12 protein-coding genes are annotated in these 13,949 nt (G+C 40.5%); 9 read left to right on the top strand and 3 right to left on the bottom strand.

The genetic code is table 11. The features are described 5' to 3' along the window. Positions 1-90: 90 nt before the first annotated feature. Positions 91-579, top strand: coding sequence for a Dps family protein (locus BVH02_RS12810; protein WP_086501845.1), 489 nt, complete (start codon positions 91-93; stop codon positions 577-579). 130 nt (positions 580-709) lie between these two features. Here the strand turns inward: BVH02_RS12810 and BVH02_RS12815 are convergent, their stop codons facing one another. Then, the gene (locus BVH02_RS12815; protein ID WP_086501846.1) at positions 710-1,738 is read right to left on the bottom strand and encodes a sugar phosphate isomerase/epimerase family protein; all 1,029 of its coding nucleotides are present in this window, start codon (positions 1,736-1,738) and stop codon (positions 710-712) included. Positions 1,739-1,989: 251 nt separating this feature from the next. Here BVH02_RS12815 and arfB point away from each other — a divergent pair, with 251 nt between their 5' ends. Beyond that, positions 1,990-2,421, top strand: a complete 432-nt coding sequence (gene arfB / locus BVH02_RS12820) for an alternative ribosome rescue aminoacyl-tRNA hydrolase ArfB (protein WP_086501847.1) — start codon at positions 1,990-1,992, stop codon at positions 2,419-2,421. Positions 2,422-2,529: 108 nt separating this feature from the next. Here the strand turns inward: arfB and BVH02_RS12825 are convergent, their stop codons facing one another. Next, positions 2,530-3,744, bottom strand: coding sequence for a serine hydrolase domain-containing protein (locus tag BVH02_RS12825; RefSeq protein WP_086501848.1), 1,215 nt, complete (start codon positions 3,742-3,744; stop codon positions 2,530-2,532). A gap of 331 nt (positions 3,745-4,075) precedes the next feature. Between BVH02_RS12825 and BVH02_RS12830 the strand changes: the two genes are divergently transcribed. From BVH02_RS12830 to BVH02_RS12840, 3 genes are all read left to right on the top strand, one after another. Then, the gene (locus BVH02_RS12830) at positions 4,076-6,115 is read left to right on the top strand and encodes a hypothetical protein (RefSeq protein ID WP_086501849.1); all 2,040 of its coding nucleotides are present in this window, start codon (positions 4,076-4,078) and stop codon (positions 6,113-6,115) included. A 12-nt stretch (positions 6,116-6,127) separates the two neighbouring features. Further along, positions 6,128-7,015, top strand: a complete 888-nt coding sequence (locus BVH02_RS12835) for a hypothetical protein (protein ID WP_086501850.1) — start codon at positions 6,128-6,130, stop codon at positions 7,013-7,015. Positions 7,016-7,102: 87 nt separating this feature from the next. Next, on the top strand, positions 7,103-7,444 hold the full coding sequence (locus BVH02_RS12840) for a zinc ribbon domain-containing protein YjdM (RefSeq protein WP_086501851.1): 342 nt from the start codon (positions 7,103-7,105) through the stop codon (positions 7,442-7,444). Positions 7,445-7,653: 209 nt separating this feature from the next. Here the strand turns inward: BVH02_RS12840 and BVH02_RS12845 are convergent, their stop codons facing one another. Continuing rightward, positions 7,654-8,580: a ThuA domain-containing protein gene (locus tag BVH02_RS12845; protein WP_086501852.1), complete on the bottom strand. Its 927-nt coding sequence runs from the start codon at positions 8,578-8,580 to the stop codon at positions 7,654-7,656. Between the two features lie 80 nt (positions 8,581-8,660). On the opposite strand from BVH02_RS12845, the gene BVH02_RS12850 reads away from it, so the two are divergent. From BVH02_RS12850 to BVH02_RS12865, 4 genes are all read left to right on the top strand, one after another. Further along, positions 8,661-9,629 (top strand): DUF6807 domain-containing protein, encoded by a 969-nt coding sequence (locus tag BVH02_RS12850; protein WP_086501853.1) that lies wholly within the window; start codon positions 8,661-8,663, stop codon positions 9,627-9,629. A 103-nt stretch (positions 9,630-9,732) separates the two neighbouring features. Further along, positions 9,733-11,103 carry a Gfo/Idh/MocA family protein gene (locus BVH02_RS12855; protein WP_086501854.1) on the top strand — a complete coding sequence of 457 codons (1,371 nt, stop codon included), beginning with the start codon at positions 9,733-9,735 and terminating at the stop codon, positions 11,101-11,103. Positions 11,104-11,115: 12 nt separating this feature from the next. Beyond that, entirely contained in the window at positions 11,116-12,486 is a 1,371-nt protein-coding gene (locus tag BVH02_RS12860) for a putative oxidoreductase C-terminal domain-containing protein (protein ID WP_223271746.1), read from the top strand. Between the two features lie 55 nt (positions 12,487-12,541). After that, the gene (locus BVH02_RS12865) at positions 12,542-13,948 is read left to right on the top strand and encodes an NAD-dependent epimerase/dehydratase family protein (RefSeq protein WP_086501855.1); all 1,407 of its coding nucleotides are present in this window, start codon (positions 12,542-12,544) and stop codon (positions 13,946-13,948) included. Position 13,949: the final 1 nt, after the last annotated feature.

Consider the following 13,949-nt stretch of genomic DNA (forward strand, 5'->3'; position numbering starts at 1 on the left):
ATGCCGTGTATTCTTTTGTATGTCACCTCATGGCATACAGCTTGGAGGTATATAACTATAAATATTTAACTTAATTATTACTACATACATATGACCACCACTAAAGCAACACTTGCAAACCATTTGAAATTAGACAGTAAAGCAATGAAAAATGTGTCAGATAAAATGAATGATCTACTATCTGATTACCATATATTCTATCAAAATGTAAGAGGATTTCATTGGAATGTGAAAGGAGAAAATTTCTTCGATCTACATGTCAAATTCGAAGAATTATACACACAACTCTACGAAAATATTGATGAGTTAGCAGAGCGAATTGTCACAATTGGTTTCCATCCTTTGCACTCATATTCAGATTATTTGAAAAATACGATTCATAAAGAAATTACCGATGTGTCTAATGGTGAGGAATGCGTGAAGCATGTCATTGATGGCTTGGGAATATTGGCACAATCGCACAGAAAAGCAGCAAAAGCCGCTGAAGAGGCTGATGACATTGCCTCAGCAGACTTGCTTACCAAATTTGTAGGAGATATAGAAAAAAGAATGTGGATGTTTACCATGTTCTCCAAGTAAGCAGAACTATAACTAAACCAAATAAAAAAACCGTTGCATAAGCAGCGGTTTTTTTATTGCAAAAAAATGCGGCAGTGTTCTCTGCCGCATTTAAAAATAGATTGAGAAGGGGGAAACAAAAATATCTATTTTAAGCTAGCGCTTTTTGGCAGAATTCAACACAATTCTGCACCTCTTTAACTGCATCTGATCCCTCAGGTATTTGGTACTCTAGCTCGATGGTAGCAGGGAAGGTGTATTTGTTTTTTGAAATTAGATTTAATAATTCTGGGATAGGTGTGTCGCCTGTCCCCCAGGCTAAGTTTCCTTTGCCATTTGCAGGAGTTTGGCGATCTTTTGTATGCATACTTAGGATGCGATTATGCTGCTTTTCGATAAGAGGAATTAAATCAGTGTTTCCAGCTGCGATGTAATGTCCAGCATCTAGATTTAAGACATTTCTTTTACTTTGCTCTAGCGCAGTGTCCCAGAAGGTAAATGTTTCTTGTTCGTGCCCATGATAGCCCACAGACATTTTATACTTTTCGCCTAGTTTTCCAAGACGTAATGTGTGCGCGTCATTAGAAGGGTGTTCAAGGGTGACGTGGGTGGCGCCCAAAGCTTTTGCGGCATTCATGCCATAAGCGATTTCGGCATCAGAAGCATTCATGCCAAATGCATTGGGCTTGAATGCATAGATACTTACTCCAGCGTCTTTATACATTTTACGCATTTTCTCAAAGGGAGCCGTGCCAACCTTATTTCTCCAGGATTCAACTTCTTTTCCATAGGATTCAGCTTGTGCTGTCAAATCTGCCAGTTTTGCCTTTTCATCAGTGCTTAGTTCTTCGCCTTTTCTCTGCTTGGATCTAAGTGGGTTCATTTCTCTCATATTCACTGGATTTGTGGGCTTTCCAGCGAAAGACTCAGCAGGATCTCCCATGAGCTCGATAGCAGATACTCCTGAGTCTAGCACATATTGCAAAGTAGCTTCTGCACTTTGATCAGGCATAGATCTGAATGAATAAGTTATACAGCCTATCTGAACGCCATTTATTAAAGAATTAGGCTTATTGAGGGAGCTGATAATGGAGGGAGCGCCTTGAAGCCAAGATGGAGCTAAAGCTAGTCCGCCTAATCCAAGTGCGGATTTGATGAGAAAATCTCTTCTGTTTTTCATATGTTTATTAGGTGCTTTTTAAGGTAACATTGAATCTGGCTACGTTGACAAGCATTGGTTTGAGTAAAGCTTCATTTATGCATGCCTCTCTAGTCTCGATTTCATGTTATTCTGGGTTTGAGTTTTGAGCTAGACTTCAAATTAGTATTTACTTTCTCTTTTTTACCGAAAAGTTTACACCTAAATTTATTTCTGGGTTGATTGGTCATATTCGTGTTTGTAGGTTGACCACTATTACTATAAGTTAGGAAATGGATTATCAAGAGAAAAGTATTGTAGATAGAATTGTTAGGGGTGACTTTCTCGGAGAGCTGCAATTCATAACCTCCAGAAGCGGAGGAGCAGGCGGGCAAAATGTTAACAAAGTGGAAACCAAAGTTCAACTGAAGTTTGATATTCGCAATTCGCGTCATTTAAGTGAGGAGGAAAAGACATTGCTACTAGAAAAGCTTTCTACTAAGACCGATCAGCTGGGAGTAGTTCAACTTCAATCCCAAGAAAAACGCTCGCAGATCCAAAATAAGGAATTGGTGATCCGTAAATTTGAAGATTTGCTAAGCAAAGCTTTTCACAAAAAGAGAGTCAGGAAAGCTACCAAGCCCAAAAAAGGAGCGATAGAAAAGCGGCTCAAAGCCAAGAAAAACCAAGCTCAGAAGAAGGCTAACAGGAATTGGAAGGAGTAAAGGGAGTGAGTTATAATCTTTCTTCTGCTAAGTATTTTAGCCAAACGTTTTTATGATTTTGAATCTTCAGGAGTATGAGTTGGATAGTAAAAACCAGAATTTGTTGAACTACTTCAAACTTTCCAAAACTAACCTCACCAACTCATTCTTATCTCCAGCAGGGATCCATCTTGCTACGATCACTAGGTCATTTTCCTCATCTACATAAATCATATTTGTGCCTGCTCCGATATGTGTGAAAGCAGTTTTTGGAGCGGCAGGAATATCTTTCTGATCGTAGTTCAAGAAGTAATTCATAAAGCCATAGCCAGGATTTGCAGGGGTAGGAGTTTTGGACTTCTCGATCCAAGAGGCAGGTATCAGTTGCTGTCCCTTCCAGTTGCCATCATTTAAAGTGAGGTACCCAAATCTTGCTTGATCCCAAGCCGATAACATCATTCCACCTCCCCAATGAGAGCCTCCTGATACTGATTGCATGATCTGTCCATCGATGATTACAAAGGAATTCTCATAGCCTGTCCATCTCCAAGTATCGCTTGCGCCAATAGGATCCATCATTTTCTCTTTTATGACCTCCGGAAGTGGCTTTCTCCACACATTCATCAACGCTAGTGCAAGGACATTAACCCGAGTGTCATTGTATTCATAGACTGAGCCGGGAGTATTTTGTAGTCTTGCTCTTTTCTCTTTTGCTCCTTCACGCGGTCTATCCGCCCAATCTGGTTTGCCCCAGAGTGAACCTTCCCAATCAGACGTTTGCCGAAGCAAGTGGTCCCATGTAATGGTGCGGTTATGCTCGGTAGCAAAGAGTTCGAAGGTGTCATCTTGCTCAAAGTGATCAGCTTTATTTATACTGAGTTTGTTGGGTTCATATGGGTAGATGGGTGCCATGTAGGGATACACTAAGTCATTTTCAGAATTGATCAGTCCAGCTTCTATGGCTAGTCCTGCCGTGGTAGAAAGGAAGCTTTTGGCAACTGAAAAAGTCAAGTCTACACGACTGGGATCGCCCCATTGAGCTACTACATATCCTTTATGGATAATCAGACCTGCTGCTGATCCGCGGGTTTTCATTGGCCCAATTGGATAGCCGAAGGGTTCACGCCCAAAGCCACCTTCATAGTGAGCTATTTTCAGATTTGGATCTTCCTGGCTTTCATGTGCGATAGCAAAGTCAATAGCGACTTTGATTTTCCCTGCATCTATCCCCATCGACTCAGGACTTTTAGTTTCCCACTTGTTTTTTTCTGGAAAGTAAATTTGGGCATTCACCACTGAAGAAAAAATGACACAGAGTAGGAGGCTGCTGACTAGCTTTTTCATGAAGTTATAATTTGGATGAGTTTACTAAATAATCCTCAAATCGACAGACCATTTGTGGATTATTGTTGTCTTCTAAAATGAATAATTGGTCGCTTTAATCTGTAGCCAAAATAGGTAATTCCAGCAGAGTATGTTGTCTTATTAAGTAAGAAATATACTACATACAAGCAGTTACGATTAGTGACAGTGAACTGTTTATTGACTTTTAAAATTATTGCTCAGCCATTATTTTATTTTTTTTTCTAGTAATTATATTGCTGATAAAGCCTTGTTTTACAAGTATTTTTAGTCTTTCAATTAAATAATTTTTACTACTTAAACTTTTATCCTCATGGGAAATCTTAATGAAACACAGTTGAAAAAAATTCAATCAAGCAAGAGCTTGAAAGCAAGATTTGAAAGTATGCAGCTTTTGAAAGTGGATAGGAAAAACATCCATCAGGTCCTGAAAAGCAGCGAAGAGACGAGCGTGAAAGAATTGGATCTTACCTCAAAAGCTATTTTACTTCGTAGTCAAACGGGCGATTTTGAAGAAGCGTTTGAACTTGCTTCATGGTCTGCTAAAGCAAAACCAACTACCCGCAAAACTATAGTTAAGAGTTTTTTGAGAAATAAGCAGGCACCACTTTTAGTACATCAGATAGCGCGAATGAAAAGAAATGAGGCAGAAGATATGATGGCCGATTATTTTGGGGAAGGAGGCGATATTAAGGACGTAGCAGAATGGCTGAGTGCTGCAGGAAAAATCCTCAAAACAGGCGTGGTGCCAGACGACACTGACGGACTTTGGGGATGGGTGAAAGATACGGTAGGAACTGTAGTAGACGCCGTAGTCGGAGCGATTAATACGGTGGCAGATGCTATAGCCGCCGCTGGAAAGAACCTGGCCGAGGCTGTAGCGAAGGTTGTGACTTGGACTCAGGATAAAATTTCAGATTTCGTAGAAGCAGTCCTGGCAGCAGGCAAGTCTGTGGCTCAAGTACTGTCGGAAGCCGTCAAGAAAGGAACTGCCGCAGTAAATAAATTTATTCAGGCTGTAATCGAAGCAGGGAAGAAGGGGTTGGAGGTGTTGAATTGGGCCATCGGTCAGGCTGAAAGTATCTTGAGAACAGCCTTAAGCAAACTAGAGCAACTTTTAGGTTCTTTCACCTCACTGCTTATGGAAGTAGCAAAAATGGCCGCATCCAGACTTAATGCTATTGTGAAAGCCCTGATTAGTGCGGGAAAAAGGTCTGTTGATTTTATAGCTAGATTAAACCGATTTGCTCTCTCTTTTGCAAAAAGACTAGTTCAGGAATTAAAAAAGTTAGGCAGAAGTTTGGGTGAAATCATGAGTGCAGTTATTAATCAGTCTAGACTAATCGCAAGAGTGGTTATAGATGCCTTGAAGGAACTGGGAAATTCAATTTTTAACATATTAAGAGTTGTAGCTCACAAGACGGCACAGCAACTGGCTGTCATAATTGGAGCCATTAAAGACTTGGCCATTTCGCTAGGTACACTTCTAAATGACATTGCCAGATTTACCGCTGCTCAGGCCAGGAAATTAATGCAGGCTCTACGTGTCATCTGGACTCAAATCAAAGAAGTGCTAGAAGTGATCGCTCAAAAATCTGCTTCTGTAATCCGTACACTTATCACTGCCCTCATAGGCACGGTGAATCATTGGAGGGATGTGCTTAATGAAATCGCGACAAATGTTAGAGACGCCTTTCGAAATGGATTGATCAAAGGATTAATAGAAATCGGAAAATCTGTCGTCACCTTAATGATTGAAGCAACAAAACTAGGAGCCTCTATTGCTGCAATTATTTTTGCTGTTTTGCTTGATATTTTTGGTTCTCACAGAGGTTTGAATGCAGCTGAGAGAATACAGGCAGAAAAGGTGTTCGGTGTTTCTATAGATTTGGATCGTGTGAAGTTAACTGATGCCAGCCTCGCTGCTGATCTGATCATGTGGATGAATAAAAACCGTCCGTTCACCACTATGTATGTAATCAACTACAAATCAGGATCAACATTACCTATGGATACATTGATTCATGAATTGACTCATGTGTGGCAAGCAGTCACCTCTGGTGGTGTATATATGATCGAAGCGCTTCATTCACAGTTCTTTGGTAAAGGATACAATCTTTCAGAAAAGGACCTTGAAAAAGCAGGTGGTAGGTTGTTAAGCTTGGAAAGAGAGCAGCAAGCCGTAGTGGTTGAAGAGTTCTGGAAAGCTGAATTTAATGGTGAAAGAACCAAGATTTCTGTGGATTTATTGCGTCCCTTTGCTAAGCAAGTTCATAAGTCAAGATTTGTAATTAGGCCATTTAAATTGACCGACTTACAATTAAAGACTAATCTGGTTTTCGTTAATAATTAACTTTTTAAGCTGATGAGAGCTGTCATTTTACCTGAATTCTGGTATGAAGAAGCTACAATTTTTATGGAGAGGTTGAACTCACTTCAACCTCTCTATTTTAATATTCCTTATCCAGCGTCTGCACTCATGAAGTTGAATGATTATACTTTAAGCTTGGGAGATTTACTGAACCAAAAGCAAGCTCATTCAGCATTGATTTTTCTTCCAAAGCATTTTGCATCTGGAGATAAAATTGATTTATGGCCATCTTTGATTCAAGGTCATAGTACTGGAAGTTGGATTTTGGCCATTATTTTTGCAGATACCTGGACGGAAGCAGAACTAGCTTTGCTGCAACTTACTGATGTAGAAGATAACTACGAGGAAATGGAAACTCATTTGACATGTCAATACCAGCCTCCTTATACTTCTATAGTTAAGAGCTGGCAGAATGAAAGAAGAATTACCTATCATCCTGGCGACTACTTCAAGGAGGATATTTTGCCAGCAATTTCTAAGATGAGAGGTAATTGGGTGTATTGGGGACACGGGGAAGGGGATAAGTTGCGCGGCTATGGCCATCTGCACACATCAGAGCTCCTGACGTACAGATGTACCAAACCTCTTAATTCTACCCTATGGTTTACATGCACTACATTGGAAAGGGAATATCCAGAGAATATTGCACTGGCCTGGTACCAAAGTGGTGCTACAAAATGCATCTTCGCAAGTACTGAAAAAGTGGATACACAGGATAATAAATTGCTTTCAGAAGTATGGCTAGAGTCAGCGAAAAATTGCGCTGGAAAAACTATTCCAGAGTTAATTTTGAAAGTTTTACAAAAAGATCCAGTATGTTTTCAAAAGATTCTGAACCAGTATTTTTTGATAGGAATTCCTTGGGTGAGTAGCCAGATTTAGTCTTCTTTTACTATGGACAAGCTTTGGAATAATTGTTATAGAAAATAGTTGCTTCCCGCCTTTCTACTTTTTCCTTACCTTCGCGACATGGAAAATATACCACCTTGCCCCGCTTGTAACTCGCCTTATGGCTATGAATTAGATGAGAAACTGATCTGTCCAGAATGTAGTTTTGAGTGGACTCGCGGCGAAGTTCAAGAAGAAGTAGCCGAAGGCTTAGTAGTCAAAGATTCCAATGGAGCCTTGCTTGCTGATGGTGATTCAGTGACCATCATAAAAGATCTACCTGTAAAAGGAGCACCTAAACCGATCAAGGCAGGTACTAAAGTGAAGAGTATTCGACTAGTAGAGGGTGATCACAACATTGATTGCAAGATCGATGGATTTGGCTCTATGGCGCTGAAAAGTGAGTTTGTCAAGAAAGCTTAGGGATTTATGGTTTTTTAATTTCCCAGAGATTTGTCCGGATAATTACATTATCCAAGTTTTTTAAAACTAAAAGGGAGTTGTGCCCATTTGTACGAAAACGTTTTCTTCGAAATGTCTTTTTATTCAAGCGTTATAAAATAAAAAAAAGTAGCGAGAAGCAGTTCTTCATGCTTCTCACTACTTACTTTTTACCTATTACGTTTTAACTTTTACTTCCCAATAGGCGTCTCATCCACTTTCACATCTCCAGCTACATACTGAAGTGCATCCAAGAAGTAAGCTAAAATGTTTGCGTTTTCGAAGCTATGGGCATTGTGAGAAGTAGAGATATACATCGCTCTTCCTTTACCTTCTTTTCTGATCCAAGAGACATAAGTTTTACCTGAAGTTTTCTCCTGTCCCTTTCTCTGACCTTCAATTTCCGCATTGTTGAAATATGTCAAAGGATGGAAATCCAGCTTATCGTAGGCGCCTTTGTAGAAATACGGCTCATCAACGTGATTGTAACCATCGGCTGGAAGTGACTTGGTCAAAGGATGTGAAGCATCCACTATTCTCACTTGGAAAGCCTGCTGCTTGGTGTGGTAATCGAAGCTACCGCCAGTTAGTTTGGAGAACTCAGCAGAATTATTTAGCATCGTGTCACCACCATGTACAAGTAGGATTCCTCCGCCTTTTTTCACATAATTGATGATATTTTGCTCCAATTTATTCGCCTGAGCCCATACTGTAACACTGTCTAAAGAAGTGTCTTCACTGATTTTGTCAACAAATAGATTTCTGTATTGCGGCTTTGAGTTAGTGTTGTTAAATACCACTGCATCAAACTCCTTTAGCTTATCAGCTTCCATCATGGCGATGTCTGTACTGGTAGTCACTTCAAACGTTCCACTTTTATCGGAGATAATCTGAATCATCGCCGAAGTGTGTGGGTTTACCCAATGCCAAAAACCTGTGTGCATAGAAAACACCAAGATTTTCTTTTTCTTTTTAAATGGGAAAGTGGCTTTGTCCGGAGCTAGTTCCGTGATTTTGTCTTTCCAGGCCTGATCCAATGGAATCTCCTTTGGGTTTTGCGCAAGAGCAAAATTGATGCTTGTTAGGAAAACGATTCCGTAGATAATAATCTTCTTCATGGGGTATTTGGATAAATGGGGTTAGTCATTCTTTTAGTTTCTCTATCTTTAAAATTCGATCCTAATAACCTGATTTTTATATGATATTCAAAAGAATTTTCTGCGTACTAGCTGTTTATCAGTGCTTAATGGTAGTAGCTTTTGCTCAAAAAGTAACCCTTAAAGAGACAACTAACGGAATTGATTTCGTAATTGGTAATCAGTCAGTTCTAAGCTATCAAACTGTCGTCGCAGACGTCCCAGAAGGCATCAAAAAAGATTTTGCAAAATCTGGATTTATTCATCCTTTAAAGTCCCCATCAGGACAGGTTCTTACCAGAATTCAACCAAAAGACCATTACCATCACTACGGAATCTGGGGTCCTTGGACAAGAGCAACTATTAGTGGGAGAGAAGTTGACTTCTGGAATCTAGGTGATCAAAAGGGTAGAGTGGACTTTTCTCATGTGCTTTCTAAAAAGGAAGCTGGGGGTGCAGCAGAGCTCAACGTAAGGCAGAATCATCTCGATCTGAAAGCTCCTGAGTCGGAGCGTATTGCTATAGCTGAAGATCTTCGCATCAAAGTAAAACCAACTGATAAAGGTCGATATATGGTGGATTACACTACTACTATTGAGACTGCAATCCCAGGAGGTATTTTGCTTGATGACTACCGTTATGGTGGAGGAATTGGCTTTCGTGCCACTGAGAAATGGGGAACTGAAAATAGCAGCATTTTGACTGCTGATGGAGATACTCGAAAAACCGCAGATGGCACAAATACCAAATGGATCATAGTGCAGGGAGATACTGACGATGCATCTGGCAAAAGCGGCATTCTCTTCCTTAGCCACAATACGAATAAATCTCATCCTGAACCACTTCGAGTTTGGCCAGAAAATAATTATGATGGGATTGGAAACGTCTTTATCGAATTTACTCCGATCCGCCATGACTCTTGGGAGCTACTCCCCAACCAACGCTACACACTTAAATACCGAATGATTGTCTTCGACGGTGAGATGACTGCTGCAGAAGCAAATGCCTATTGGTCTGCTTTTGTAAAATGAGTTTGAAATTATTATTATTTCAAATACGCTTAGTTAACTCATATTGCCGAAGAAGAAGTCAATAACAAAAAGAAACCCTTAATTAATTAACCCCCTAAGAAAGATGAAAAGAAGAGAATTTATTAAGAACAGCGCCTTAGCAGGTGCAGCAATCGGTTTTCCAACCATTGTTCCTTCTTCAGTTTTTGGAAAAAATGCACCTAGTAATAAAATCAATATAGGTCAAATTGGTTGCGGTAGAATAGCACGTGACCATGATTTGCCAGGAGTGATGCAGCATGACATTGCACGAATCATCGCGGTGTCTGATCTGGATAGTAATCGCATGGCAGATGGTAAAAAACTGGTGGAGAATTATTACACCAAGAAAATGGGACAAGCTTACCTAGACGTCAAGCAATATGCTGACTACAAGGATATGCTTGAGAATAAGGATATCGATGCAATCGTAATCAGTACACCAGATCACTGGCATTCGCAGCCAGCGATGGAAGCATCTTTGGCAGGAAAACATGTCTATGTCCAAAAGCCAACTTCTCTTACTATCCGAGAGGGAAGACAATTGGTAGATGCAGTGAAAAAATCAGGAACCGTACTTCAACTTGGTACCCAGCAGCGCTCCAGTGAGCAATTTAGATATGCTGCCGAGCTTGTAAGAAACGGTAGAATAGGAAAACTTCACACCGTGAAGATTGGTCTTCCAGGAGATCCAGCTGGACCAGAAGCAACTCCAATGCCTATTCCTAAGAACTTGAATTATGACATGTGGTTGGGTTCTACTCCAGAAGTTCCTTATACAGAAATCGGAGTTCATCCAGCAACTGGATATGACAGACCGGGATGGCTTAGAAGAGAGCAGTTTGGTGCTGGGATGATTACTGGCTGGGGTCAGCATCATTACGATTCAGCGGCTTGGGGAATGGATACCGAATTGACAGGGCCTAGATATATCCAGGCAGTAGCTGAGTTTCCTCATTCAGGACTTTGGGATGTGCATGGCGATTTCTACGCAAAAGCGGAATATGACAATGGTATCACTATGTACTCAGGTGGTAGCTATCCTAATGGTATTCGCTATGAAGGTACCGAAGGATGGATTTGGGTGTCTCGTGGCAGCTACGTAGCCTCTTCCTCTGATCCAGTTGCCCAAGGCAATAGTGCCAAGGCGTTGGATGCTTCAGATCCTAAGATTTTGAAATCTGTGATCGGTCCTGACGAGATTCAGTTGACTAGAAGTACTGAGCATCATGGCAACTGGCTAGGAGCAATTCAGGGAAATAACGAATTGCTTTCTCCAGTAGAAATAGGTCATCGTTCTTGCTCAGTTTGTCTAGTGACGCATATCTCTATGAAGCTAGGTAGAAAGCTAGAGTGGGATGCCAGCAAGGAGCAATTCATTGGCGATGCGGAAGCAAACGCTATGTTGGGAAGACCACAGAGAGCACCCTATGGTACAAATCATATTAAAATTTAATACGAGAATATTTTGAAAAATACTGCTCTAGTAGCTATAGCAGCAGGAATATTACTTTCCTGCGATAACAAAGAAAATGTGAATCAAGCTCCTGAATCTTCTGCGGCGATTACGATTATGTCCCTAGATCCAGGGCATTTTCACGCAGGTCTAATTCACAAATCCATGTATCCCCAGGTGGATTCTACGGTATATGTTTTTGCTCCTGAAGGGGCAGAACTGAAAGACTACATGACTCGTCTCTCTGGCTACAATCAGCGTGAAGAAGTTCCCACTGCTTGGAATTTACAAGTAAGTACAGGGGATGATTATTTGGAAAAAATGATCTCATCTAAGCCGGGAAATGTGATGATGGTGGCCGGGAAAAATGATCGCAAAATCGATTACATCTCTGCGGCGATTTCCAATGGAATCAATGTATATGCGGATAAGCCTTTAGTGATTAATAAAAGTGGGTTTCAGAAATTGGTAAAGACCTTCGAAGAAGCCGGCAAAAAGGATCTGCTGCTTTATGACATCATGACGGAGCGATTTGAGATCAGTACGATTTTGCAGAAGGAGCTATCATTAGATCCTGCCGTTTTTGGAGAATTGGAAAAAGGAACCCTAGAGAATCCAGCGATTACCAAAGAGTCAATTCATCATTTCTTTAAATACGTGTCTGGAAATCCTCTGGTAAGACCAGATTGGTTTTTCGATACCGATATAGAAGGCACTGGAATAGTGGATGTGACAACTCACTTGGTGGATTTAATTCAGTGGGAAGCATTTCCTAATGTGACATTGGATACTACTGATGTGGAAATGTTGACAGCAAAGCTATGGTCCACAGATATGGATCTAGAGCAGTTCAAATTGGTGACTGGAAAAGCTGAGTTCTCTGATTTCTTGCAGAAATACGTAACTGACAATAAACTAAGCGTCAACAGTAACGGTGAGATGAATTATACGCTGAAAGGTGTGCATTCAAAAGTGAGCGTGATCTGGAATTATCAAGCACCAGAAGGAGCTGCAGACACGCATTATAGTATGATGCGTGGCACCAAAGCAAATCTGATCATTCAGCAAGGAGAAGCAGAAGGTTATGTTGCTACTTTATATGTAGAGCTTCTGGATGATCAGGACGAAGCGTTGACTGCCCTGATTAAAGAGAAGCTTCAGAATCGTTTTCCTGGACTTGATTTGGAGAAAACAGGTCCTGGTAAATATAAGGTTTTGATTCCTACAGAATATCACAATGGTCATGAGGCACACTTCGCGCAGGTAACAGAGAAGTATTTGGAGTATTTTACCAATAAGAATATGCCATCTTGGGAAGTGCCAAACATGATTGTTAAGTATTTTACAACTACCGAAGGATTAAGAAAAGCACAAGAAAAATAGTCTATTTCTAAACATCAATACCAATAAATAGGTTGGTTAGTTAAGCACTTATCATATGGAATTAACTGATCAACCTATTACTGTTTCCAAACCAACTATCGCTATCGCTGGAGCGGGAGGATATGTTGGGCGTTGGTTCATTTATCAATTTCGGCATAAGTACAATATCATTGCGCTGAGCCGAAAGAAGGTAAAGGATAATCCCTATCCTGAAGTGACTTGGAAGCAGGTTGAATTATATTCCATCTCGAGCACTGTAGAGGTTTTAAAAGGAGTGGATGTTGCAATTTACTTAGTGCATTCCATGAATGCATCCACCCGTCTGAATCAAGGGAGTTTTGAAGATACAGATTTACTTCTAGCCGATAATTTCTGTCGTGCTGCTCATCTGAACAAAGTCAAGCAGATCATTTATTTGGGAGGACTTTTGCCTAAAGAATCCGGGGAGATCCTATCTCGACACTTGAGAAGTCGCTTGGAAGTGGAGGAAACGTTGGGATCAATGTCTGCTAAACTTACTGCTATTCGAGCATCGATTATAGTTGGGCCAGGAGGATCTTCCTTTGATATGATCAAGAATCTGGTGAAAAATTTACCGGTTCTTATGTGTCCTCAATGGACAGAATCTTTGACTCAACCTATATCTCTTCGTGATACATTGGATATCATTGATACCTGCGTGGCCAATGAGAATGTATATGGGAAAGCTATAGAAATAGGAAATCCTGAGGTAATCTCCTATCGGAAAATGTTGGAAATCACTGCTGAGGAAATGGGAAAGAAGCGACTGGTTTTTTCCGTTCCGGTTTTCTCTTTAGGTCTTTCCAAACTGTGGGTTGGGCTTTTTGGTGAATCGCCACCGCAGCTAGTTTCACCTTTGGTTGAAAGTCTCAAACATACGCTGACAGTTTCTGAGGAGCTTAAATTTCGTGAAATGAAGATCGACTATCTGACTTATAAAGAGTCTGTCAGAGAAGCATTGGATTCGAAAATTACCCTTGAAAATCCAAGCTTTTTTCCGCAAGATAAAATTAAGAATACAGTAAGAAGCATCCAACGGATGGCTAATCCTCAAGGGAATTCGGCAACTTGGGTAGCTAAACGCTACAACATTTGGCTGCCTACATTCTTCAAGTTTTGGATCAATGGAGAAATGCTGGAAACTGGAGAAATCGTGTTTTACATGCTCTGGAGCAAGAAGCCCATGCTTCAATTGACGCTGATTCCAGATCGAAGTGAAGATAATAGACAGCTGTTTTACATTTCTGGAGGTTGGTTAGTAAAGAACTTTGAACACGGATGGTTGGAGTTTCGCGGGGTTTTAAATAACAAATATATTATCACTGCTATACATGAATTTGTACCGAGACTGCCTTGGCTGATTTATGTGAATACACAAGCTAAAATTCATCTTTGGGTGATGAATAGGTTCAAAAAATATTTAAGAAAGCGACAGAATTAAA

This window comes from Algoriphagus ratkowskyi, assembly GCF_002150505.1.
GTDB classification, from domain to species: Bacteria; Bacteroidota; Bacteroidia; order Cytophagales; family Cyclobacteriaceae; genus Algoriphagus; species Algoriphagus ratkowskyi.